We start from the raw sequence: 24,154 nt of genomic DNA, 5'->3' as shown, positions 1-24,154 counted from the left end.
TTTTCGCCTCACGCCCTCGTAACGAGGCCTTCCGGCGACAACCCGCTCCAGTATCCCGATCTCCCCGATGATGTCATCGAAATATATTTACAATATCTCTAAGATGTAATCGGTATGGAACGACCCTCCAGACGGAGCTTTCTTACCGGAAGCGCCGTCGCGGCTGCCGGCCTCGCCGGCATTACGGGCGGATCGTACGCAGAACAGTTCGACGGTCTCGACGCCGACCTCCCCGATAGCGTCGCGGGCGCGCTCGCGTTGCTCCCGTCGGAGTCGGCCGCGGATACCGACTACCGGACGGTGCTCCTCGCCGACGTGGCGGATGCCGAGGGCGAAGACGAGTACGGTTACGAAGTGCGGGAAGTCCTTCGATCGTTCGACGACCTCGACGTCGGCGACGTCTCCCACGTCGCCGCGGCCCGCGTCGCGGAGCACTCCGGACAGATCGGCGTCGTGGTCGGGTCGTTCGACCGGCTCGAGCCGGGTGAGAAGACCGACGAACGGGGCGATTGGCGGTTCGCGAAAGCGACCGATCGCGCGTACGCGACGACGGAAGGTCGTGCGGTAGTCGTCCATAGCGAGGAGCCAGCCGACCTGGCGACGGCGGCCGTCGATGTCGATACGGACGACGCCGCGACGTTTCTCGACGGCTACGAGGACGCCGGTGTGGCGTTCGAACTGCTCGCCGACCAGCCCCTCGTCTACTTCGTGCCCGACGTCGATCAGGCGGTTTTCTCCGGCATCGGTTCCGACACCCTCGACGCGTTCGCGGCCGGCTTTGCGGACGATCCGAACGCGATCGACGGAACCGTCGAGAACCAGTACCTGCTGTTTCCAGCCACCGGAACCGATCTCGACGACGAGACCGTCGAGCGGATCGTCACCGAACTTGAGCCCGGCGTCGTCGCCGAGATCGACGTCGATCACACCCCCGATCTCGTTCACACGACGGTGGTCGCCGAGGAGCCGCCGGAGCGCGACCGCGAGGCGGCACCCGACGCACAGATCGATGCCGAGCTCGATCACGACGAGAGCGCCGTCGTCTTCCGCCACCGCGAGGGCGAGCCGATCGACGCCGACACCCTCGAGCTGTGGCACGACGGTGAACGCTCCGATGAGGGGCCGTCCGCGGAGTTCGACGTCTTCGAAGCGGGAGACGAACTGCCCGTCGCCACCGATCCCATCGCCACGGTCACCCTCCGCTGGTTCGACGAGGACGAGAACGCGTTCTACACGTACGATAGTCTCCTCGTCGGGCAGGACGCCTTCGAGGTCAACTACGACTTCGACGCGGAGCGACTGGAGATCGAGTACGCCGGCGATCGGGAGGCCGACCCGACGAAGTTGAATCTCCGGAACTATTCCGACAACCGGACGGAAACGCTCGAGGGATTCGCCGGCGAGTACGACGCGCTGGCCGCGGGCGACGCGATCACCGTCGAGAACGTCGGCGTCGGCGACCGCGTCTCGCTGGAACTCGACGTGCCCAACGAGCCCCGCGACCAGCCGAGACAGTTGGTCAGCCACCGGGTGCGTCCGCCGCGGGTCTTCCTCCACCGCCGCTCGGATACGGGTGTCGTCGCTCGGTATCACGACGAGCAGGAGCGCGATGCCGCGGAGTTCCGCCTGCTCGTCGACGGCCGGGAAGCGGAGACGCAGTTCGCCGATCTCGTGGACACCCTCGAGCGCGGCGACGACCTCGAACTCGGCGACTACGACGTCGGTACGGAGCTACTCGTCGAGTGGACCGCGCCGGCAGAGCCGATGGAGGTCGGTGATCTGGTCGTGCGTCCGGACACGCGAGTCGCCGCGGAGTACGACGGCGAGGAGGGGACCCTGACGTTCGTCCACGACGACGGCGAGGCCGTCGACGCCGCCGACCTCGAACTGCGCGCCGCCGGCGAGCGGACGGATGTCCAGCCGGGCGACGAGGACGACCGATTCGAGCCGGGCGACGAGCTGACGGTCGAGGCGGAGCCGTTCGTGAACGTCGCCCTCTCGTGGGTTCCCGAGGATGTCGACTCCGAGTACACGCTTAGTCGGACGGTGACCGCCGCAGACACCTTCGAGGCCGACTACGATCCCGACGCCGACGAGGTGGAACTCACGTACGTCGGCACGCGGCAAGCCGATCCCGCACGACTGGGCGTCCGCCGCCGGGTTCCGGGTTCGGGCGATATCGACGGGCCGGAGCCGCTGTTCGCCGAGGCACACGACACGCTAACCACTGACGACGCAATCACGCTGACCGACGTCGAGATCGACGAGCGCATCAACGTCGTCCTCAACGATTCCGACGGCCGACACCGTCGCCACTTCTTCGACTTCACACCGGAGCCCAGATTCGCGTTCTCCTTCGAATCTCGAGCGGGGAACGTCGTCGCCGTCTACCATGACGAGGTCTCCCGGGCCGGCGCTGCGTTTCGGGTCCTCGCGAACGGCGACGCGACCGACGTTCAGCCGGCCGACGAGCACGATACACTCGAAGACGGCGACGTGGTCGATCTCGGTGAATTCGAGACGGGAACCGAACTCGTCGTCGAGTGGACCGTTCCGGACGACCCGGTCGAGGTGACCGACCACGTCATCGCTCCGGATGCCGACTTCGAAATCGTCTACGACGACGAAAACGGAACGCTGACCGCCACGCACGACGGCGGCGACGAACTCGCCGCCGCCGACGTCCGGTTGCACATCCGGCCTGCGCGGTCCGAACCGATAGCGTGGGGCGACGACGGCACCATCGAGGAGGGCGACAGCCGAGCGGTCGAACTCGAGACCGACCCGGAGGCCGTCTTCCTCGTCTTCCGCGAGCGCGAACTACTCGACGACGAGCAGTTTCACGACTGATCGAGGACCGCCGTCTCGACGAACGGTCCGTTCTTCGAGACCGTGTCCGAACTGAATCCGCCAGCGTCATTGCCGAGTTGGGGCTCGCTGCTCGACTCCCGTCGAAGCGCTCGTTACTCACTCCGCACGCGCTCTTCCTCGCCGGGAAGGATATCACCCAGCGAGCCGCCGATCGCCATCCCGGTAAAGACCACCGACACCTGACAGAGGTTGACCCAGGGCTCGTCCCACGCCACTCGCCCCCACAGCGTCATCATCATCGTTGCGGTCACGAACGCGATTCCGAGCACCCACACCGGCCGGCGCGGGATCACGCCGAAGTAGGGATTGTTGATCTGTACCTCCCGGAAGTCGGCGACGTAGAGAATCCCGACGACGAGCGAGACGGCGAGCGCCAGGTTCGCGACGAGAAACGTCGGCGTCTCGGCGAGGAACGCGCCGATCTCGATGACGCCGTCCTCGACGAGTAAGGGTATCCCGACGATGATGCTGCCGACGAACGCCTCCGCTTTGTCCTTGCCCGTAAACCGGGTGATCACCCGATTGACCATCCCGTTGTGCGAGAGCCGGTCGACCAGGGTCATCGTTCGGTGTACCTCTTTTCGCTCCGCCGGATCGTCGACGGTTTCCTCCAGCGTCTCGAGTTGCTCGTAGAGTTCGCCGATCGTGGTGTCATCGCGCCGCCCCGTCGATCGTGACATACGCCGGTCTCACACTCCAGCCGCTTAGTGTTCGCCGAATTCGAGCCGTAATCGGCTCGGCGGCGACTCGGATTGACCGCTCAGAGCGCGTCGCGGAGACGGTCGGCGCTCGAGCCGTCTTTCTTCCCGTCGCCGGCGGCGGAAGTACCTCGGGTGAGCGGAATCGGTACCATTTTGCAGCCTCGGGGCCACTACGTCTCATATGAAACACGTACGAGGACCGCTGTGTACGGTCGACCTCGGGGGGCAAACGGCCGAGACTGCGGAGATCGACGATCTCCTCGAGTCGTTCCTCGGCGGGCGTGCACTCGGGACGAAACTCGCACACGACCGGATCCCGTTCGACGCGGATCCGCTGGGGGCGGAGAACCGATTGTTCTTCGCGACCGGCCCGCTCCAGCACTCGACGATGAGCTTCACCGGTCGGATGTCGGTGACGGGCGTCTCGCCGCTGACCGACGGGTTGCTCTCCTCGAACGCCGGGGGATTCCTCTCGCGAAACTTCACCGGGACGGGCTACAGCGCCGTCGAAATCACCGGCGAGAGCGACGAACTCGTCATCGTTCACGTCACCGACGAGGGCGTCGAGTTCGAGCCGGTTCCCGACCTCGAGGAGGCGACGGTCTCTGAGACCTGCGAGTACATCGAAGACGAACACGGGCTCGAGTCCGAACACACGGTCGTCATCGGACCCGGCGGCGAGAATCAGGTCCGGTTCGCGTCGATCATGACCTCGAAGGAGAGAGCCTTCGGCCGCGGCGGACTGGGTGCCGTCCTCGGTGCGAAGAACGTCAAGGCGATCACGTTCGACGGCGACTCGACCCACGAAGTCGAGATTCCGCCGGTCCAGATGGAGATTCACGGCGAGGCGGCCAAGGCGGACCACCCGATGAAGCGGTCTGGAACGACCACCATGACGGAGTTCGCGAACATGGTCGAAGCGCTGCCGAGCTACTACTTCTCCGAACTGTCGTTCGAGGGGGCCGAAGGGATCGGCGGCGACGCGGTCGCCGAAAAGAAGTACAAGAAAGGCACCTGTTCGGCCTGCGCCTTCGCCTGCAAACTCCCGACCCGAGACGAGGAATCGGGCCTCGAGACCGAAGGCCCCGAGTACGAGACGGTCATGGCCTTCGGCTCGAACTCCGGCGTCGACGACATCGTCGACGTGATGAAATCCAACAAGCTCTGCGACGAGTACGGGCTCGACACCATCTCCGCCGGCGACACCGTCGCGGCGTACCTCGCCAGCGAAGACGAGTTCGGAAACGTCGACCTCATCCACGACCTCGTCGAGAAAATCGCCTACCGCGAGGGCGTCGGCGACACGCTCGCGGAGGGGATCGACCGCGTCCACGACGACCTCGGCGTCGAGAACTGGACCGTCAAGGGGATGGAGTTCCCCGCCCACGACGGCCGCACGCTGAACGGCCAGGGACTCGCCTTCGCCACCTCGAACCGCGGCGCCGACCACATGTACGCCGAGTTCTACCCCTACGAGTACCCGCTCGTCGACGCCGAGGACGCCTTCGACAAGGAGGGTCTCGAGAACAAACCGCCGAAGGTCATCGAACTCGAGAACGTCAACGCGATCAAAGACAGCGGCGTCCTCTGTAAGTTCTCGCGGGACTTCATTACCCCCGAGCGCCTCGAGTCGCTGCTCGACGCCGACTACGACGACCTCCTCGAACTCGGCGGCGAGGTCGTCTCGCTCGAGCGCCACTTCAACAACCAGCGCGGGTTCGATCGGAGCGACGACACCGTCCCCTACGAGATTCCGGAGTTCGAACGGGGACTCGCGGAGTACTACGAGGAACGCGGCTGGAACGACGACGGGACGGTCCCTGACGGTCGGTTCAGCAGTGACACGGCCGCTCCGGCCGACGACTGAGCGGGACCCAACGCCGCCGATTTCGATCGCCACTTTCGTTTTTCCGATCCGCGTGGTCGGGACGCTCACTCTGCGGTCGTCCCAGCCGTCGGCGCGTTCGCCGTGCCCGTCCAGGCCCACGTTACGACGATCGTCACCGAGAGCGCAGCCGCGAATCCGACGGCGAGCCACAGCCCCCGACCGATGCCGTACCACTCCGCGAGGACGCCCACGACGGCGGGGGCGATCGCGATTCCGGCGTACGTCGCACCGGCGGTCAGGGCGGCGAGCGGCCCGCTGTACTCCGGTGCAGCCTCGACGGCGTACGCCGACAGCGTCGGGAATCCGCTGGAGAGCCCCGCGCCGGCGACGAAGACGGCGAGAAACAGTGGCGGGCCGGTGATCCCGGAAAACGTGAGTGCGAGCGCCGGGATCGCGGGCAGCGTCGCCGCGAACAGTAGCGTCAGGTAGGGAACGCGCTCGACGGCGACCGTGTAGCCGGCCCGCGCGGGGACGTACGCCAGCAGGTACGCCGACAGCAGCAGATTGGCCGTTGCCGTCCCGTAGAAGCCGCTCGCGTAGTAGGCAAGCCAGGTGAACATGATCCCCTCCACACTGCCGACGAGAAACATGCCAGTACAGGAACCGATGACGGCAGGTCGTCGAAGCAGCGCGCGAAGCGCGTCCAGCGAGATCGATCGCTCGGCATCCATCGCGGGGAGGTCGACGCGGCTCGCGACGACGGCGACCGGCACGAAACAGCAGGCGATGACGAGGAAGACGACTCGCCAACTGGCCACGGCGAGCACGGTGCTGACGACCTGGGGACCGATGACGGCACCGATCGCCCAGACGAGCGCGTAGGCGGTGAAGATCCGACCCCGTCGGGCGGTGTGCAGGTGGCTCAACACGACCCGATCGAGGCCGCGAAACACCCCGGCCGCCGCCCCCTGTGCGAGCAGCGCGAGCAAAAAGAGGGAGTACAGCGGCGCACCCGCCATCAGGACGAGCGCAGCGCCGACGCCGAGGACGCCCAGGAGCAGGGTCCACCGCATTCGAAGCCGGCCGGCGAGGATTCCCGTCACGACGATGGCGACGACGAAGCCGGTCGTTCCGGCGGGCGCGACCAGCCCGAGCGCGGCCTCGGAGACGCCGAAACTCCCCTCGAGGCTGGCGAGGAGCGGTCCTCGAGCTTGCATCGCCATCGCGTCACCGAAGACGAACAGGAAGATCGCCGCCGTCCAGACGTGCGCCCGGTTCATGCCTCTCCTGTCGTCGCTCCGGTGAAAACGCTGCCCATGTCCGGTCGGCGCGGACCGGGACATCGACGGGCGGCCGTCGGTGTCGAGCGCACTGTCGGTTCGACGAGCGCAGCTGCGGCGTCGGAATCGGGACCAAACTGTGAAGCCGGTCCACGGTGTAGCTGTCGCCATCCGTGCCATGTCTATTCAAACCACACATTCGTCGGCCGGAGACCGGTTCGACTCAATCGTCGAGGTCCTCGCCAAGGCCAACGAGCCGAAGACGGGCGACGAGCTAGCGGGCATCGCGGCCGAATCGGACGCCGAACGGGTCGCCGCAAAACGCGCGCTCGCCGGCGTGCGCCTCGAGACGCTCCGCGAGAACCCGGTCGTTCCGTCCGACGAGGACGAGGTAACGCGAGTCATTCAGGACGCCGTGCGAGAGCCGATATACGACGAGATCAGGGAGTGGACCGTCGCCGATCTCCGGGAGTTTCTCGTCGACAGCGCGACCGGCGACCGCGAGATCGCGGCGATCCGCCCCGGTCTCACCAGCGAGATGATCGCGGCGGTGACGAAACTCATGTCGAACATGGACCTCGTGCTCGTCACCGCCAAGATGGAAGTCACGGCCCGCTGCAACACGACGATTGGCGAGGCCGGCACCCTCTCGTTTCGACTCCAGCCCAACGATCCCGCGGACGACGTGGATAACATCATCGACGCGACGCGCGAGGGGCTAGCCTACGGCACCGGCGACGCCGTGATCGGCGTCAACCCGGTCACGGACACCGTCGAGACCACGACGCGGGTTCTGGAGGCGACCCACGACTTCATCGAGGAGTGGAACGTTCCCACGCAGAACTGCTGTCTCTCCCACGTGACGACCCAGATGGACGCGATGCGGGAGGGCGCGCCGGCCGACCTCGTCTTCCAGAGCCTCGCCGGCACCGAGGCCGGCAACGACGAGTTCGGGGTCGACGTCGCCCTCCTCGACGAGGCTCACGACCTCGCCCAGCGCCGCTGTACCTCGTCGGGACCGAACGTCACGTACTTCGAGACGGGACAGGGCGCTGAGCTCTCGGGCGACGCCCACCACGGCGTCGATCAACTCACCCTCGAGGCCCGCTGTTACGGCCTCGCGCGGCGCTACGACCCGTTCCTCGTCAACACCGTCGTCGGCTTCATCGGCCCGGAGTACCTCTACGACGGCCAGCAGGTCATCCGGGCCGGCCTCGAGGACGTGTTCATGGGCCAACTCCACGGCATCTCGATGGGGATCGACGCCTGCTACACGAACCACATTCAGGCCGACCAGAACGACATCGAAAACCTCGCCGTCCTGCTCGCGGCGGCGGGGACGAACTACTTCATCACGGTGCCGATGGGCGACGACGTAATGTTGAACTACCAGTCGAACAGCTACCACGACGCCGCGGCGCTGTGGGAACTGTTTGACCTCGAGCCGACGGCCCCATTTCGGGACTGGCTCGCCGAGATGGGCCTCTGGCGCGACGGCCGACTGACCGACCGCGCGGGCGATCCGACGATCTTCACGTGACCATGGCATCAGATTCCAATCGAACCCACGACGCCGATTCGACCGATGACCCTACTGACGTAACCGACTCGGGCAACGAGCAGGACGGTGCGTCGACTGCGGGCCACGACGAGCAGGACGACGAACTGCGCCGTCGCATCGCCGATCGAACCCCCACACGTCTGGGCGTGGGCCGCGCCGGCCCGCGACCCACGACGGACAGCCTCCTCGAGTTCCGCGCGGACCACGGCGTCGCACGCGACGCGGTCCACTCCCGGGTCGACGACGCCACCATCGACGACCTCGGGCTGGTACCGCTGCGAACGCGAGTCGCGGATACGGACCAGTATCTGGCCCGTCCCGATCTCGGGCGGGAACTCGCCGACGAGAGCCTCGAGCGGCTCCGAGACGAGTGCGAGCACGCACCCGATGTCCAGATCGTCGTCAGCGACGGGCTCTCCTCGACGGCCGTCGAGACGAACGTTCCGGAGCTATTGGCGGTCCTGCGGGACGGCCTCGAGGCCCGCGACGTCGACGTCGGCACGCCGGTTTTCGTCGAGTTCGGCCGCGTCGACGCCATGGACGCGATCGGCGAGGAACTCGAGGCCGACTGCTGCGTCACGCTCATCGGGGAACGTCCCGGCCTCAGAACCGCCGAAAGCCTGAGCGCGTACCTCGTCTACGGTCCGGAGCGCGGACTCCCGACGGCGAAGAAGTCCGTCGTCTCGAACATCCACGACGGCGGGGTACCGCCGGTCGAGGCCGGTGCCGAACTCGTCGACCTGCTCGCCGAGATGCTCGAGCGGGAGGCCAGCGGCATCGACCTTCGCGAAGACGACCGCGAGTTCACGGCGGAGTAACGGGGACGGCACCCATGACCGACTCCCGTGGAACGCTCACCAGTATCGGCGTTGACGTCGGGACGACCACCACGCACGCCGTTATCAGTCGCCTCCGCGTCGAGACGCCGCCCGGTGGAGCCGCCGGTCCCGAAATCGCGGACCGCGAGATCGTGTATCGGGGCGCGGTTCGCGAGACGCCGCTGCTCGATCCGGAGACGATCGACGTCGATCGAGTCGCCGCGCTCGTCGGCCGCGACCTCGAGGCGGCGGGCGTCACGCCCGACGAAATCGATACGGGGGCCGTCATCGTCACCGGCGAGACCGCCCGTCGGGCGAACGCCGAGCCGCTCGTCCACCAACTGGCCGAAGACGCCGGCCGGTTCGTCGCCGCGACGGCCGGCGCGTCGCTCGAGGCGGTCCTCGCGGGGCGGGGCTCCGGCGCGGCGGCTCGCGCCGGAGAGACGGGTGGACTGGTCGCCAACGTCGACGTCGGCGGCGGAACGACCAACGTTGCGATCTTCGACGGGAACGACTCCGGTGGGGACGGGACCGGCGCCGACAGCGACGGTGTCACGGTCAGGGAAACCCGCTGTCTCGACGTCGGCGGCCGGCTCGTCGCGTTCGACGACCGGCGACGCGTCGTCTCCCTCTCGTCGCCCGCTCGAACGCTCGTGGAGGCACTCGACCTGCCGATCGAGACGGGCACGTCTCCCGTCGAGTCCGCCCTCGAGAAACTGGTCGCTGCGATGGCCGATCGGATCGTCGATCTCTGTACGGGGCCGCCGTTCGACGATCTCACTCGAGCCCTCGCGATCGGCCACCTCCCCGACGAGTCGCTCGCGCTGGACGGCGTCGTTTTCAGCGGCGGCGTCGGTCGACTCGTCGAATCGCCGCCCGACGACCCGTTCGCGTGGGGCGATCTCGGCGGTTCCCTGGCGGCTGCACTCGCGGATCACCCGCAGGTCCGATCGTGGCCGGTGTGCGAGTCCGCGGAGGACATCCGGGCGACCGTCGTCGGTGCCGGAACGGAGTCGACGACGCTCAGCGGCCGGACCGTCTCGCTCGAGCGATCGATGCTCCCGCTGCGAAACGTGCCCGTTTCGGCGGTTCCGGGCGTCTCCGAGTGTTCGGATGCGGCGCTCGAGCGACGCTTCGAGGAGCGCGTTGGTCGATTACTCGAGCGTCACGATCCCGACGAGGTCGACGCGGTCGCGCTCTCGATCGACGACGTCGGGCCGCTCGCGTACGACCGACTGCGAGCGGTCGCCGACGCGCTCGCCCCCGCGCTCGCGGCGCTTTCGCCGTCGCTCGCGGTCGTCGTCGTCACGCGGCAGAACTGCGCGAAGGTGCTCGGACAGGTGCTCCGCCGCCGAACGGATCGTTCCCTCCTCGTCCTCGACGAACTCGTTGTCCGCGACGGCGACTTCCTCGACGTCGGCGAACCGATATCGGGCGGCGAGAGCGTTCCCGTCGTCGTGAAGACGCTGGCGTTCGGGGGGTAATGCCGGCGTTCGGTCGCTATCGGGATTCGTCCTCGTCGGATTCGTCGTTTCGGGCTCCCCGCCCGTCTCCGCGGTCGCTCCATCCCGAATCGTCCGTGCCGTCCCAGTCGACCTTGTCCGGGTCCAGACGGTCGTCGCCGCGAGACGGCAGCGGCGCGTCGTCGGCTCTCGAGGGGTGGATGTTGTAGTTGTTCCCGCGGTAGGGATCGGTTTCCGGATCGTAGTCGAGTTCGCTACGCTCGAAGAGATAGATGAAAAAGCCAAACAGCGGGATGCAGAAGGTGATCGCCGCCCACTTCTTCGGCGGCTCGAGCCCGACGTTTCCGGCGTCGTAGTAGGTGAACGCGGTGAGCGCGAGGTGCCAGGCGAGCGGAATCCCGACGACCGCTATCAGCAGTATCGTGCTCATACCGGACGTACGTCCCGCAGGTACAAAACGGCCGGCTACGCGACGGATCTCGGTACAGCGGGTGGTGTCGACGACGGCCGACCGCCGTTTCCGATCACCGGCCCCGTCGCAGCGAGGCGAGCGCCCGGCGGACTCGATCAACGAAATCGCTATTTCCGGTCGTCGGCCGCGGTTGTTCGAGCGACTCCCACTCAGTCGAGACCGCCGAAATGGCGTCTAACAACGCCTCGATGCGCGCGTCGGGGCGGTAGTAGATCAGCTTTCGATCCCAGTCGATCTCTACCAGTCCGACGTCCTCGAGTTTGGGAAGTTGCTGGTGGTACAGCACGGCCCGCAGCTCCGTTTGTGTCTGGTCGTCGCGTTCACGGACCGGCTCGAGCAGCCCGTCGATGAGCTGCCCGTCCGTTCCCGTCCGCAGCGTTTCGAGAAGTCGGCGACGTGCCGGGTCGACCAGGACCTCGAGCAGCCACTCGATCGGCGGCTGCTCGTGTTCTTCGGGGGACTCGCGTCCGTTCGTTCGAGAGCTATCTTCCGCTACCGCCTGATATCTTTTCGTGTTCATACTCACGTCCCGCTCGAGCGAGCGACTACGGGTAGACGGACTGCTTTCGATCACATAGGCGTTTTTGACGGGTGAGCGCCAGTTGCTGTGATATCCGTATTCGATCTCCGCCTCGCTCGCGCATTCGCAAACCCATCACAGATCGTGTACCATCTGTTCCGTGTCGGGTCGAAACGCAGTGAGCGGTTCGAACTGCTCATCCTTGACCAGAATCTTCTTTCGCACCGTCACGTCGAGTTCGGTGAGCGCCTTGGCGACGCGCGTGAGATCGCCGCTGGTTTTCCCGACGGCTTTCACGAGGAGGTTGTTTTCGCCGAACATCAGCTCTCGGACGTTCACGACGTTCGGAACCTCGCAGGCCTTCGCTGCGACCTCCTCGCGTTCTGCGACGTCCGCGGTACCCACGATCACTACCTGCAGCGGGAATCCCGCTCGCCCGTAATCGACGGTCGCCCGGTAGCCGGTGATGATCCCGTCGCGCTCGAGGTGGTCGATCCGGTTCCTGACGGTACTCGGCGACACCTCGAGTGCGTCGGCGAGTTCCGTCGTGGTGACGCTGCGGGCGTCGTCCTGTAGGGCGTGGAGGATTCGCTTGTCGATGCGATCCAGTGGCGTTGGCTCCATAGCCCGGGTACGACGGACAGCCATAGAAGCGTTCACCCTTTCTCGAGCGACGGTCACCCGTCGAACTCGATCGCCGCACCCTGGCACGACCACCTTTTGTCTCGGTCACCTCGCTCGCGGTTTCCCTCGCAAAACCTGTCTGGCGAGAGTAGAACTCTCGCTGACCTTCGCTCACTTCGTTCGCGAAGAGACCAAAAGGCCTAGCAACCGCTGCTCACGGATCACTGCGTTCTCCGCTCGCGCTTCGCGGTTCTCACTCCCGATAGTCGTTCCGAACCGCGCCTCAGTTGACGTCGAACTCGATCGCCGCACCCTGACCGAAGCCGACGCAGAGCGTCGCCAGACCGAGGCCGCCGCCGCGCTTTTGCAGTTCGTGAATCAGCGTCACCGGCAGGCGAGCGCCGGAGGCACCTAGCGGGTGGCCGATGGCGATCGCGCCGCCGTTGACGTTGAAGACGTCGGGATCGACGCCGAGTTCGTCGCGCGAGTAGACCGACTGGCTCGCGAAGGCCTCGTTGAGTTCGACCAGATCGTACTCGTCGATGTCGCGACCGTTACGCTCGAGCAGCCCCTTCGTCGCCGGGACCGGCCCGATACCCATGACGGTCGGGTCGACGCCGGCAACGTTGTTCATGCCGACTTCGGCCATGATCTCGAGGTCGTGCTCCTCGGCGAACGCCTCGCTGGTGACGAGCAGCGCGGACGCGCCGTCGGAGATCTGGGAGGCGTTGCCGGGCGTGACGGTTCCGTCGGACTTGAAGACGGTCGGCAGGCCGGCGAGCTTTTCGGCGGTCGTTCCGGGGCGGATGCCCTCGTCTTCGGTGACGGTGCCGTCTTCGGTCTCGATCGGAACGATCTCGTCGTCGAAGCGGCCCTCCTCGGTGGCTTCGGCGGCGTTTTGTTGGCTCCGGGCGGCGTACTCGTCCTGTTCCTCGCGGCTGATACCGTACTCCTCGGCGACCTTCTCGGCGGTCATCCCCATCTGGAGTTCGCCGACGTTGTACAGTTCCGCTAGACGGGGGTGGATATCGGACATCCCCTCGCCCATCGGGACGCGACTCATGCTCTCGACGCCGCCGGCGATGATGGCGTCGCGGTTGCCCGCGGCGATGGCGTCGGACGCGGAGATGACCGACTGCATCGAGGAAGCACACCAGCGGTTGATCGTGGTCGCTGGGACGCTCTCGCCGAGTTCCGAGAGCAGGGCGATGACGCGGGCGAGGTTGTTGTCCTGTTCGCTGCGCTGCTGGGCACAACCCCACATCAGGTCGTCGATATCGTCGCCCGAAAGGCCGGTCTCCGCGAGGATCTCGTCGACCAGCGGGACCGAGAGATCCTCGCTGCGGACGTCGGCGTACACGCCGTCCTCTTTCCCCTGCGGAGTGCGATACGCGGCCGCGATAACTGGCGTCTGTGACATGCAGTATCGTATGGTCTTTATCATCTTAAAACGCCCAGAACTCTCGAGGACGGGAGAAGCGTTTACGCGTTCGAACCGGACCGATCGCTCCCGATCGCCGAGACGGAAACCGCCCCTTACTCCCGAAATTGTTTGTACACTGATCGAACAGCCGTCGTGCGATCGGCGGCGTTGCCGGTCGACGACTCCGATCGTAGCGGCGTTCGATATCGCGGTGGGTGAAAATGACGTTTCACCTACCGACGGGACCTTAGTTCAGTGACCTGTTCGCTGGAGTATGCGTGAACGAACGAGACTGCTGACGGTCGCCCTCGTCGCACTGCTCGTGGGGTCGCTCGTCGGAGCCGGATTCACGGGGGTGTTCGGCGGGGGTTTCGCCGACGCTGACCTCGAGCGGGGCGGCGATCGAATCGACGGCGTGAGCGATCCCGAACTGACGACCTTCGCGTCCGAGGACGCGTTTGTCGAGTACTTCGACGACCAGTCGCGGGTCGTCCCGACGAGGGGCGATATGACGCTCGAGGTGGAGGACGACGCGGAGGTGGCCTCCGACGGAGCCACCGTCGATGCGGACGCGACGTGGTCTTCGACGGATGGCGACCGAACGCCGCGACACTCCGAGACGAACGTCCAGGAAGCGGCCCTCGACGAACCGGACGTCCTGAAGACCGACGGTGAGTCGGTGTACTACGCCGCCCATCGGTACGCGTCGCGGTGGGACGAGACGTCGATCGTCGACGTGAGCGATCCCGACGACCCCGAGGCCGTGGGCTCGATTCCGCTCTCCGGCGACCTCCTCCTCGCGGGTGACACGCTGGTCGTCCTCGGCCAGGAGGAAGCCGCCGGCTACGACGTGAGCGATCCCGGCGATCCCGAGGGGGAGTGGAGAAAGGACCTCGAGGCCCGGATCGACACGGCTCGGCTGTACGACGGTGACCTCTACCTCGTCCTCGTCGACCGGCCGGGCGGCGATCCCTGTCCGATCGAGCCCTACGGCGATCGGGCCATCGAGTGCACCGACGTGATTCGCCCGACCGTAGACACCGACGCCGACGCCGTCTACACCGCCGCCCGCGTCGACGTCGGTGGCTCCGGAACGCGAGCGATGTACGTCGATGACTACCTCTACGTCTTCGGCGAGGACGAGGCGGTCGTCCTCGACGAGACGACCTGGAAGGTCGAAACGCGACTCGAGCTGTAGGATCCGATTCGATCACCGTCTTCCAATCGGATGGTCTCGACCGCTCGAGGGGAGGGGAACCCTTTTGCCCCACGTTTGGTAATGGCCCTCCATGGACGGCAACGAGACGGTCGATCGTTCCGACGCCGACCGCCCGGAACGATCCGATGGGGCGGCCGGAACGGACGATGACTCGAGCGACGACGACGCAGAATCCGCGACGGATGGCGGCGGCCCCGTCGTAGACGGCGACCAGCAGGCGGCGTCCGCGGACGATGACGACGCGTCGATGCCGGGCGTTCCGGATCCCGAACCACAGGAGAACGACGTTCCCGAAGACGTTCAGAAGTACGCCCGTTTCACGAAGATGGACGGCGCGCAGTACGACCGAGTCAACGAGTTCCTGCGCGATCGGACCTACGTCACCGCCCGCGAGTGGGCTATCGCCCGGCTCTGTTCGGACTTCCGGACCGAGACCGGCGTCGAGATGACCAAGATCGGCGAGAACCTGCCCGAACTCGTCCCCTTCATGACCGACACGTACACGCCTCAGGCGGTCAACCAGGCCCGCGCGTCCTTCGAGGAGAAGGTGCGCAAGGCCGGTGCGACCTTCCTCTACGGCGCGATGTGCGACTTCTTCACCGCCGAGGAACTCGACGACGTCATGTACGAGTCGACCGAGGTCGCCAAGTTCTTGCTCGAGGTCGAGGGCGTCGACCTCTCCGTCGAGGAGGAACTCGAGGCCGAAGACCGGATCTCGAGCGTGATGCGAGAGGTGCGGGAGGCGAGCGAAGAGTTGCGAGAGCGAGACGAATCGTAACTGGGTCTCGCTCGCGCGTCGAAGTCGCCGATAAGGGAGCGGCTGTCTACTGTTGTTCGTTCGCAACCGTCCCGTCGCGGCAGTAAGCCGTGCGTTCTCGTGGCGCGTGCTGACCGTCTCGACGTCCGTTATTCGACTCGCTCACTCTTTACGTACCGAACGAACGTCGAGTAGGCGACCGTCGCTGACCGGTATCGAATCGTCGACTGAACTGACGAAGTAGTCACGGCACTACGACTGTTCCGCGTTCGACAACTATCCGCGCGAATACCTGACAACGATCCGCACATTCGTAGTAAATTCGATACAATGAGCGATTGTCACCTGGGACAGAATGGATGACGACGAACACCACAGACGCGGAGAACCGTGCGACTGAAGACGCGACCGAACGTGAATCGAACGAAAAGACCACCGGCGCCGGGATGACGCGGCGTCGGACGCTACAGCTGGGAACGCTCGTGGGTGCTGGGAGCGTGCTCGGCGTGGCCGGCGTCGGAGCCGACGCCGTGGCTGCGAGCTGTGACCGGCCGGACTCGGTCGTCCACCTCGACTACGACGACTACGACAGCTGGGAGGAGATCTACCGCGTGTCGAACGGCGACCGCGACAACATGACGATCGTTTCCGACCCGACGGCGTCCGGAGAGAGCGCCCTGCAGCTCCGGGTCAACGAAAACGAACACTGGGGCGTGAGCACGCACTACGACTTCGAGGGCGGACTGTTCGAACTCAACGGGCGCGTCAACTTCGCGCTCAACACCAACTGGACGATGGGCGGCCGCAATGCACCGTCGAACTGTCGGCTCTGGAACTGTGCGATCGCCCTCGGCGAAGGCAGCGCCGGCGGCGGTGATCCCGACGGAACCAACGGCTGGAGTAATCGCATGTACGTGACCGACAGAGGTGCTGATCCGAACGGTCCGTTCCACCTCCTCTCGAACACGTACCACATGGGTAACGGCGACGGTACCGGGGATCACACGTACCTCATCGACGGCGAGGAATACGCGCAGGGATCGCCCGAGATCGAACCCGGCGTGTGGTACGATTTCGAGTACTACGTGTGCGTGAATACGCTCACCGACGGCGAGGCGAACGCCGACGGAATCGTGCGGTACTGGCTCGATGATGAACTCATTTTCGAACGTGAGGACCTCAAATTCACAGAGGACTACGACGATAACATCATCGACACGAACGGACCCGTCGGCCACTACGGCGGGCGATACACCGCACCACAGAACCTCTACGCGTACTACGACGATCACTCGATGGCGCTCAACGGCGAGTTCGAGTTCGATTCGTGTTAACGCGTAGCGGTTCGTGACACGCGTCCGCTCGTCGGATCCCCGCCGATCGAGCAGCGGCTATCTCGCTAGCGGTCCCACTCCCGGACGTCCGACTCCTCGAGGAACAGCGACGGGTCGTCGTGCGAGAAGCTGACCCATCCCTCGGTCGCCGCCGTCGTGACGTGAAGTAACAGCTCTTCCTCGACGAGCGCCGTCTCGAAGACGGATCGAGAGTCGTCGAGGTCGTAGCACAACGGAACGAACACGCCGGTCTCCGTTTCTTCGTCGCGTTCGACCACGAGAGCGATCCGCCGCTCGTCGTCGTCTTCGGGCGGACGGTAGTACACGTCGGCTGCGGTAACGGTGACGTCGCCGCTGTCGACCAGGGACTCGACGAGTTCGTACGCTTCCGCCGAGACTTCGACGTCGAGTCCGGTCCGGTCCTCTCGCTCGACCGGTGAGACCGCCTCGGGTTCCAAGACGATCGCATCCCACCCGTTCTCCCGGTACTCCTCGGCGATCGTCGACGCGTCCTCGAGGAGTTCCGCCCAGCGCGAATCCGCCGTCTCGGACGTCACTGCTCTCCCTCCGCGTTCGATTGCACTCGAGCGTGCATACTCGGGACCCACGACACCGAGACGAAAAACGTTGTCTCCTCGTTACTCGAGACTCGCTCCGTCGACGGATTCGACCGTCGCGTCCGCCCGCTCGTCGCCGACGAGGGCGTCCTCGAGCGCCGACCGAACGACCGTCGGATCGGACGGCCCGCCTTCGGACGCGACGGTGCCGACCGACTCGGGGGCGAACGGCACCTCGAGTGCGCCGTAGACGCCCTCGAGCGCGTCCGCGAGCGTCTCGCGCCGATCGACGAGGACGATTCCGGCGACGACGGCGGCGTCCTGACGGACTCGCTGGGCGACGCCGACGACCTTTCGACGCCCACCATCCTCGGTCGCCAGCGATAGCGAGTGCGCGCCGGGACAGAACGAGTCTTCGGGTTCGCCGCGGACGGGGTCGAGACCATCCTCGAGCGATCGAAGCGCCCGCTCGACGGCGTTCGTGGCGCGTTCGTATCGCTCGTCCGTGCCCCGACGGAAGTCCGCGACCGGTTCGGCGCGGGCGAACGCGAGCGTCGTCTCGCCGTCGTAGGCGACCGCTCGGCCGCCGACGCCGCGCTCGACGGGCGGGAAGCCGCGCTCGCGAGCGAGTTCGCGGGCGCGATCGTACCCCTCGAGTCGGCGATCCCGCCGACCGAAGGCGATCTGTCGGTGGGGCGTCCAGACGCGAACCGCGGGTTCGCCGTCGCCGGCGCTCGAGAGGAGCCGTCGGCTCACGTCCCGGTCGGCGTCGATCGTCTTCGCGCGGCCGCGGATCACTCGCATCGGTCCGCTGTTGGACTCGGTGGACCTAAACGCTCTCGCCGCCCAGACGAACCTGACACCAGATGGCCGTGACGCTTCCCGAAGCGCTGTTGGCGCGGTACCAGCGCTTCTCGCTGTACAATTCGCCCTATCCCGCCCACGACGAGGGGTGTGCGATCGATCTGTATCCCGGCACCCTCCGAGACGGGCGGACGAGCGCCGCGCCGAGCCCCGTCTCGGGGACCGTCATCGAGACCAGAGCCGTCCACGCACCGCCAAAGCCCTACGCGCCTGAGCACGACCACCTGATCCTCCTCGAGTGCGACGGCCCCGCCGACTTCGAGGGACTGACGGCCCGAATCCTCCACGTCGATCCCGCGGTGGAGGCCGGCGACCGAGTCGGCCTGGGGGATTCGCTCGGCGAACTCGTCCGCGCGGGCTTTTTCGCCCCGTGGGTCGACAACCACCTCCACGTCGGCTTCCGGCGGCCCGATCAGAACCCCCACCGCGCGTCGGGGTCGCTCCCGCTCGAGTTGGGGGTCGACGTTCGGCCGCTCGAGTGGGACGGCGCGGGGACGGTGGTTTCGATCGGAGAGACGTACGCCGTCCTCGATGCGCCGATGCACCCCGAGCCGGGCGAGACGTTCGTCGGCGTCCGGGCCGACGGTAGCGAGTCGAGCGAGGCGGGGCGATACTCGTCGGAGCGTCGCTCCGAGGGCGGCGGGGTGCTCGACGGCGGATTGCCACACTACGACGGCGGCGGGGTTCACGGCAGACCGTCGCGCTCGAGCGATCCGATCCCAGTTACGCTGAACGGCGACCGTCTCGGCGTCGCCCGGGGCCGGACGATCACCTGGGACGAGGTGGTCGTCACGGCGAACGGCGACCCGATCACCGGCCTGTCGCTGTTCTGCGCTCGAGACGCCGACTTCGGGGCGAAACTGATCTGTCCGGAACGTGATTTTGCGGTCGGTGAGCGGATCTCGGTCGGGATTCGCTCGAGCGACGAGTAGTGTGACCGAGGCGGCCACCGATCGATCTCGGTCAGTCGTCTTGCAGCGCCTCGCCGTCGACGACGCGACCGGCGAACAGCGGCGTCTCGGTCGGCCGATCGCGGATGTAATTTACTGCATCGACCTCGCTCACGTCCGTTCTCGATGAGCGTCCGTCGCCTGCTGGTAGCGCTCGTCCTCCCTGACCCGCTCCCAGTAGCGCTCGAAGACGAGCGCAGCGGCGCGTTTCTCCGGGTCCGCCCAGCGCTGTGGCTCGCGCTCGTCGCCATCGTTCGCGGACGCTGTCCCCTCAGTATCCGAGTCGCGACAGGCCTCGCTGTCCACGTACTTCCGCCCGCCGGGGTATTTCGCGTAGCGCATAGCTCGAGTGTAGCCCATCTGGAGGTACTTTCGGGCCATGTCCATTCCCGGAAAATCGTCGTTCTCGCGGTACCGTTCGTACCGCTCGTAGATCGCTGACGCGGACTCGCGGGCGGCGTCCTCGTTCTTGTACGACCACAGCGGGAGGAGTTCGCTCTTGTACGGTTCGACTTTGAATACCCCCTCTTCGCCGCGTCCAATCTCGTACTGCTCCGGCCGTTCTCGGAAGTCGACGTCGTACTCGGGATCAGCGTCTGTCACCGTATCACCACACGGCCTGCGAAACAGGCTCGTACTCGTACGTGGGCCGGCAGGGAGGAGACGACGCTGCTTGCGATCTGCGATGAACGCTCGACAACGGGTAACTCTGGAAACGGAGACGTAAAGAACGTCGATGTGGGAACACAGAGCATGACCGATGACATGCGGTCGATGATGGCGGAGTTCGACGACCTCGAGAGCCTGCTCCAGCACTTCATCGACGAGAACCAGGAGTTCCTCTCGTGGCTCGGGACGCGTGTGGACAACGTCGGCGAGGGGACGATGACGCTCTCGATTCCCTACGACGACAAACTGAGCAACAAGCGAGCGAACGCGCGGGAGGACGAACGGGCGGACCTCCACGGTGGCGTCGCCGCGACGCTCATCGATACAGCCGGCGGAGTTTCCCTTCGTACGGTGATGGACGACCCGTTCGACGTGCGGATCGCGACGATCAATCTGAACGTCAACTACCTCCGTCCCGCGCGAGGCGACCTCGTGGCGACGGCGGACGTGATCCGTGCCGGCGGCAGCGTCGGCGTCAGCGAGATTACCGTCGAGAGCACCGCCCCGGACGGGGAGACGCGCGAAGTCGCGACCGGACAGGGTGCCTTCCGGATCTTCCGGCCGGAGTAGTCCGTCCTGACCGCGGTGTCGAGACGGCGGGAGTTGCGGATCAACCGCGGAGCGCCTCACCCGTCCAGTTGCTGGCCCCCGTCAGTCGTTTTCGCGGTTCGGTTCTGCCGATACGCGATCCAGAGCCGACCGTGGAGGTAACAGCCGAGCGCCGCGACGACGACGAAGTAGCCGTAGATGATCGTCTCGACGAGTAGCGAAACCTCGAGCATCGGCTTGCGGTTCGTTCTCGCCGCGGATACGGTTGCACCTGCACTGTAGCGCGCTTCTTACGCGCTCGAGACCATCCAGTACCGGACCCCGAGATAGACCATGACGATGCCGAACGTGACCGCGAACACCGGCGAGCCGTCCATCGCCGCGTAGACCAGCGCGACCGCGTTCAGCGCGATCCCGACGGCGTACATCGTTTGCATCCGCCGCTCGTTCATACGCCACCACCCGCGTCAGTCGGCCGTTCGAGGCGTTCGAGACATCCACCTCGAGTATGCAAAGAGAGTCCCATACTACGCCCTTGGGACGGAGGGTAGAAAACGCTCTCACTTCGGCTCGGATCGTCCCGCGGCCGGGTCGGCCGCGTCACGGTCCGCTTCACTCGCCGTCGAACTCGAGGGCGTCGCTCTCGACGACCTCGCCGAACAGCCAGTCGGCGTGGTCAAGAGCGTACTCCCTGTGGTCGTCCTCGATCGCACCGATGCAGTCTTCGACCATGAGCGGCCGAAAGTCCCGGAGGCCCGCGCTACCGCCCGTGTGGAGCACGCAGACGTTCGCGAGGGTGCCACAGATTACGAGGTCATCGATCCCGCGGGCGTCGAGCCAGCCCTCGAGTTCGGTGTTGTAGAAGGCGTCGTAGGTGTGTTTTTCGACGACGTGGTCCGCTTCCTCGACGGGGAGTTCGTCGACGATTTCGGCCTCCCAGGTGCCCTCGAGGACGTGTTCGCCCCACTGCTCGAACTCGTCGTAGTAGTGGGCGTCCTCGAACTGCTCAGGCGGGTGGACGTCCCGCGTGTAGAGTATCCGTGCGCCGCTCCTACTGGCTCGTTCGACGAGCGCCGCGATCGGTTCGATCACCGCCTCGCTGCCCGGCGCGTACAGCGACCCCTCGGGGTGACAGAACCCGTTTTGCATGTCGACGACGACGAGTGCCGTGCGTGCTGGCTCGAGGTGCATCCCTACGTAACCGTACGACGGCGGTCGTAAAAACGTTCGCGGCGCTGCCGGCGTTTCGACGGGAGCGGACACCTGAACCGCCCTCGCGCGTATCGATCACTCGAGCGCCTTCGGTGATCAGCGGTCTTTTTACACTTCCCTCCCTACGGCCTGTCATCCCGCTCAAATGACGGACCCACTGACACGGACGCGATTGCTCGTCGCGCTGTTCGCGGTGTCGACGCTTGCGCTGGCGCTCGTCGCGGCCGGCGGCGCGGCCCCGGGACTGCTCTCGGCCGATTCGCCGGACCGTCCGGACGATCCGACCACGGAGGGGACCGTCGGTTACGTCGACGGCCACTGGTACGACGACGACCTCGCCGTCGACGACAGCGAGGACGCCGCCGTCGAGGACGACGACCTCGAGGCAGTCGTCTCCCGGTCGATGGCGCGCGTCGAGGAGATTCGCAACCTGACCTTCCAGGAGGACGTCCCGGTCGAGGTCGTCTCGCGCGAGGAGTTTCAGGGCGAAGACGACGTCTTCGGCGAGTTGAACGAGGACGAACGCCTCGCACAGGAGGTCACCTACGAGGCGCTGTTCATGGTCGACCGCGAGACCGACGCGGAAGACGAAGTCGAGGCGATGTACGGCGGCACCGTTGAGGGCTACTACGATCCGGAAACCGGCGAGATCGTGATCGTCTCGGACAACCCGGAGAACCCCGAACTGGACGAGACCGTCCTCGGTCACGAACTGCTGCACGCGCTCCAGGACCAGCACTTCGATCTCTCGAGTTACGACCGGGAAACGATCGATCAGGACAACGCCAGGAACGGCCTCATCGAGGGCGACGCGGCCTGGGTCGGGACCGAGTACGGGGAACGGTGTGGAACCGAGTGGGACTGCGTCGTCCCCGACGGCTCCCAAACGGAGCAGCCGTCGGACCTCAACTGGGGTATCTACATGACGCTCTTCCAGCCCTACAACGACGGACCGAACTACGTCGACGCCCTGCTCGAGGCCGACGACGGCTGGACGGCGGTAAACGCGGCCTACGACGACCCGCCGGCGAGTTCCTCCGCGGTCATCCATCCGAACGAGGAGCGGGAACCGATCGACATCGAGGTCGACGACCGCTCGAACGAGTCGTGGGACCGACTCGAGGTCAACGGCGAGGTGGCGTCCGAGACGGCCGGCGAGGCGGCGATGGTCTCGATGTTCGGCGCTGACGTACACGACCGGTCCCGGCCGTCGGTCATCGAATCCGACGAACTCCTCACGGACGATCTGTCGGGCTACGACTACGATCAGCCGTACACGGACGGCTGGGCTGGCGACGAACTGGTTACCTACGTCAGCGCGGATGCTGCGGACCCCGACGCGGCCGACTCCGGCTACGTCTGGCAGACCGAGTGGCGATCGAGCGAGGACAGCCGACAGTTCGTCGAGGGCTACCTCGAGTTACTCGACATCCACGACGCCGAGTCGGTCGACGACCGGCAGGATACCTACGTCGTCGACGAAGGGTTCCCCGGTGCCTACGCCCTCGAGCGCGACGGTGAAACCGTCACGATCGTCCGCGCGCCGTCGGTCGCCGACCTCGACGGGATCGACAGCGGAATCGCAGCCACCGGCCCGGACTCGATCGGGAACGCCACGGTCGACGATAGCGAGACGAATACCGGCGGGAACGATAGCGATGATACTGATGAGAACGACGACGATTCCATTCCCGGGTTCGCCGTTCCGAGCACGGTGATCGCCGTCTCGATCGCGTTGCTCACGGCGAGAGCCCGCGGCTCCGTTCTCCCGTAACTCCGGTACTGACGGTTCTGATGGATGCGGATGGAATCACGGTCGCATCCGAGCGACCGTTTTGACTCCGCCGCGATCGACTCTCTCGTCCGATCGGCACCGCCCGTCGACCGCACGTTCTCGAGGTTCGAAGTGTGAAGATACGAGTGACGTTGGGGGTTAATACGTCTCTCGAACCTCATACAAACGGAATGGGCAAACCAATTAGTCACATCACCAACACTGTCTCGACCGAGACTGCACTCCAACTCGTCGCCAATCAGCATTGTCGAACAGTTCTCACGCAGTTAATCGAAAGGGAGAGTGACGTCATTGGGATGGACGTCCTCGTGAAATACATGGCGCCCGAGAACCCGCCCCCAGAGTCCCACGGAGGCACCGAACGACTGCTCGTCGATCTGCAGCACAATCAACTCCCGAAACTGGAAGCCGCTGGACTCATCGAGTACGACGCTCGAACGGAAACGGTCCGCTATCATCCCGACGACCGCGTCGAGAAATTGCACAGTTTCGTCACGGCTGAACTCGAATAAGCGGACGCCAGACGGTGTGGACCAACCCACGGGACTGCGATGCACTCGTTCCTCGCAAACGGCTTTTCCCTACTCGCCCGCCGATACGGGCTCTTCGAGGATGGGATCGGTGCTCCCAAGCTAGCGACCGAGTTTTCGCTGTCGGACAGCGATCAGTATATGGCGTCACCGTTGA

24 protein-coding genes are annotated in these 24,154 nt (G+C 65.8%); 12 read left to right on the top strand and 12 right to left on the bottom strand.

What is annotated here, in order from left to right; genetic code table 11:
- Positions 1-114 precede the first annotated feature (114 nt).
- Complete coding sequence (locus DWB23_RS16060; protein WP_121743813.1) at positions 115-2,850, top strand: twin-arginine translocation signal domain-containing protein; 2,736 nt, start codon at positions 115-117, stop codon at positions 2,848-2,850.
- A 113-nt stretch (positions 2,851-2,963) separates the two neighbouring features.
- Here the strand turns inward: DWB23_RS16060 and DWB23_RS16055 are convergent, their stop codons facing one another.
- Positions 2,964-3,551, bottom strand: coding sequence for a DUF2391 family protein (locus DWB23_RS16055; RefSeq protein ID WP_121743812.1), 588 nt, complete (start codon positions 3,549-3,551; stop codon positions 2,964-2,966).
- 202 nt (positions 3,552-3,753) lie between these two features.
- On the opposite strand from DWB23_RS16055, the gene DWB23_RS16050 reads away from it, so the two are divergent.
- Entirely contained in the window at positions 3,754-5,439 is a 1,686-nt protein-coding gene (locus DWB23_RS16050; RefSeq protein WP_121743811.1) for an aldehyde ferredoxin oxidoreductase family protein, read from the top strand.
- A 65-nt stretch (positions 5,440-5,504) separates the two neighbouring features.
- On the opposite strand, the gene DWB23_RS16045 is transcribed toward DWB23_RS16050, so the two are convergent.
- Positions 5,505-6,680: an MFS transporter gene (locus tag DWB23_RS16045; RefSeq protein ID WP_121743810.1), complete on the bottom strand. Its 1,176-nt coding sequence runs from the start codon at positions 6,678-6,680 to the stop codon at positions 5,505-5,507.
- Positions 6,681-6,858: 178 nt separating this feature from the next.
- Between DWB23_RS16045 and DWB23_RS16040 the strand changes: the two genes are divergently transcribed.
- The 3 genes from DWB23_RS16040 to DWB23_RS16030 are packed head-to-tail and all read left to right on the top strand — an operon-like array spanning position 6,859 to position 10,543.
- Positions 6,859-8,220 carry an ethanolamine ammonia-lyase subunit EutB gene (locus DWB23_RS16040; RefSeq protein ID WP_121743809.1) on the top strand — a complete coding sequence of 454 codons (1,362 nt, stop codon included), beginning with the start codon at positions 6,859-6,861 and terminating at the stop codon, positions 8,218-8,220.
- Between the two features lie 2 nt (positions 8,221-8,222).
- Positions 8,223-9,059: an ethanolamine ammonia-lyase subunit EutC gene (eutC, locus tag DWB23_RS16035; RefSeq protein ID WP_121743808.1), complete on the top strand. Its 837-nt coding sequence runs from the start codon at positions 8,223-8,225 to the stop codon at positions 9,057-9,059.
- A gap of 14 nt (positions 9,060-9,073) precedes the next feature.
- Positions 9,074-10,543, top strand: coding sequence for an ethanolamine ammonia-lyase reactivating factor EutA (locus DWB23_RS16030; protein WP_121743807.1), 1,470 nt, complete (start codon positions 9,074-9,076; stop codon positions 10,541-10,543).
- 16 nt (positions 10,544-10,559) lie between these two features.
- Here the strand turns inward: DWB23_RS16030 and DWB23_RS16025 are convergent, their stop codons facing one another.
- The 4 genes from DWB23_RS16025 to DWB23_RS16010 all read right to left on the bottom strand — a co-directional run bounded on the left by DWB23_RS16025 (position 10,560) and on the right by DWB23_RS16010 (position 13,558).
- Positions 10,560-10,952 (bottom strand): hypothetical protein, encoded by a 393-nt coding sequence (locus tag DWB23_RS16025; RefSeq protein ID WP_121743806.1) that lies wholly within the window; start codon positions 10,950-10,952, stop codon positions 10,560-10,562.
- Positions 10,953-11,046: 94 nt separating this feature from the next.
- Complete coding sequence (locus tag DWB23_RS16020) at positions 11,047-11,514, bottom strand: ArsR/SmtB family transcription factor (RefSeq protein WP_121743805.1); 468 nt, start codon at positions 11,512-11,514, stop codon at positions 11,047-11,049.
- Positions 11,515-11,649: 135 nt separating this feature from the next.
- Complete coding sequence (locus DWB23_RS16015) at positions 11,650-12,138, bottom strand: Lrp/AsnC family transcriptional regulator (RefSeq protein WP_121743804.1); 489 nt, start codon at positions 12,136-12,138, stop codon at positions 11,650-11,652.
- A 283-nt stretch (positions 12,139-12,421) separates the two neighbouring features.
- Complete coding sequence (locus DWB23_RS16010; protein ID WP_121743803.1) at positions 12,422-13,558, bottom strand: thiolase family protein; 1,137 nt, start codon at positions 13,556-13,558, stop codon at positions 12,422-12,424.
- 277 nt (positions 13,559-13,835) lie between these two features.
- On the opposite strand from DWB23_RS16010, the gene DWB23_RS16005 reads away from it, so the two are divergent.
- The 3 genes from DWB23_RS16005 (at position 13,836) to DWB23_RS15995 (ending at position 16,871) form a co-directional block, all read left to right on the top strand.
- Complete coding sequence (locus tag DWB23_RS16005; RefSeq protein WP_121743802.1) at positions 13,836-14,759, top strand: beta-propeller domain-containing protein; 924 nt, start codon at positions 13,836-13,838, stop codon at positions 14,757-14,759.
- A 91-nt stretch (positions 14,760-14,850) separates the two neighbouring features.
- Positions 14,851-15,558: a DUF5806 family protein gene (locus DWB23_RS16000; protein ID WP_121743801.1), complete on the top strand. Its 708-nt coding sequence runs from the start codon at positions 14,851-14,853 to the stop codon at positions 15,556-15,558.
- A 338-nt stretch (positions 15,559-15,896) separates the two neighbouring features.
- Positions 15,897-16,871 (top strand): hypothetical protein, encoded by a 975-nt coding sequence (locus DWB23_RS15995; protein ID WP_121743800.1) that lies wholly within the window; start codon positions 15,897-15,899, stop codon positions 16,869-16,871.
- Between the two features lie 65 nt (positions 16,872-16,936).
- Here the strand turns inward: DWB23_RS15995 and DWB23_RS15990 are convergent, their stop codons facing one another.
- Together DWB23_RS15990 and DWB23_RS15985 are read right to left on the bottom strand one after the other, a co-directional pair.
- Complete coding sequence (locus tag DWB23_RS15990) at positions 16,937-17,428, bottom strand: DUF7529 family protein (RefSeq protein ID WP_121743799.1); 492 nt, start codon at positions 17,426-17,428, stop codon at positions 16,937-16,939.
- Positions 17,429-17,509: 81 nt separating this feature from the next.
- On the bottom strand, positions 17,510-18,232 hold the full coding sequence (locus tag DWB23_RS15985) for a lipoyl protein ligase domain-containing protein (RefSeq protein WP_121743798.1): 723 nt from the start codon (positions 18,230-18,232) through the stop codon (positions 17,510-17,512).
- Between the two features lie 62 nt (positions 18,233-18,294).
- On the opposite strand from DWB23_RS15985, the gene DWB23_RS15980 reads away from it, so the two are divergent.
- Positions 18,295-19,224: a hypothetical protein gene (locus DWB23_RS15980; protein WP_121743797.1), complete on the top strand. Its 930-nt coding sequence runs from the start codon at positions 18,295-18,297 to the stop codon at positions 19,222-19,224.
- A gap of 129 nt (positions 19,225-19,353) precedes the next feature.
- Here DWB23_RS15980 and DWB23_RS15975 read toward each other — a convergent pair whose 3' ends face one another.
- Positions 19,354-19,845, bottom strand: a complete 492-nt coding sequence (locus DWB23_RS15975) for a DUF4385 domain-containing protein (protein WP_121743796.1) — start codon at positions 19,843-19,845, stop codon at positions 19,354-19,356.
- A 150-nt stretch (positions 19,846-19,995) separates the two neighbouring features.
- On the opposite strand from DWB23_RS15975, the gene DWB23_RS15970 reads away from it, so the two are divergent.
- Positions 19,996-20,481: a PaaI family thioesterase gene (locus tag DWB23_RS15970; protein WP_121743795.1), complete on the top strand. Its 486-nt coding sequence runs from the start codon at positions 19,996-19,998 to the stop codon at positions 20,479-20,481.
- A gap of 56 nt (positions 20,482-20,537) precedes the next feature.
- Here DWB23_RS15970 and DWB23_RS23085 read toward each other — a convergent pair whose 3' ends face one another.
- The 3 genes from DWB23_RS23085 to DWB23_RS15965 form a co-directional block, all read right to left on the bottom strand.
- Positions 20,538-20,693: a hypothetical protein gene (locus tag DWB23_RS23085; RefSeq protein ID WP_162989851.1), complete on the bottom strand. Its 156-nt coding sequence runs from the start codon at positions 20,691-20,693 to the stop codon at positions 20,538-20,540.
- A gap of 57 nt (positions 20,694-20,750) precedes the next feature.
- Positions 20,751-20,912 (bottom strand): hypothetical protein, encoded by a 162-nt coding sequence (locus DWB23_RS23080; protein WP_162989850.1) that lies wholly within the window; start codon positions 20,910-20,912, stop codon positions 20,751-20,753.
- A gap of 160 nt (positions 20,913-21,072) precedes the next feature.
- Positions 21,073-21,651, bottom strand: a complete 579-nt coding sequence (locus DWB23_RS15965) for a cysteine hydrolase family protein (RefSeq protein ID WP_121743794.1) — start codon at positions 21,649-21,651, stop codon at positions 21,073-21,075.
- Between the two features lie 166 nt (positions 21,652-21,817).
- Between DWB23_RS15965 and DWB23_RS15960 the strand changes: the two genes are divergently transcribed.
- Positions 21,818-23,446: an Hvo_1808 family surface protein gene (locus DWB23_RS15960; protein ID WP_121743793.1), complete on the top strand. Its 1,629-nt coding sequence runs from the start codon at positions 21,818-21,820 to the stop codon at positions 23,444-23,446.
- 191 nt (positions 23,447-23,637) lie between these two features.
- Positions 23,638-23,979 (top strand): DUF7344 domain-containing protein, encoded by a 342-nt coding sequence (locus tag DWB23_RS24130; protein WP_455429442.1) that lies wholly within the window; start codon positions 23,638-23,640, stop codon positions 23,977-23,979.
- The last annotated feature ends 175 nt before the right edge of the window (positions 23,980-24,154 follow it).

The organism is Natronorubrum halophilum (assembly GCF_003670115.1).
GTDB classification, from domain to species: Archaea; Halobacteriota; Halobacteria; order Halobacteriales; family Natrialbaceae; genus Natronorubrum; species Natronorubrum halophilum.
This window is presented reverse-complemented; position numbering and strand designations above follow the sequence as displayed.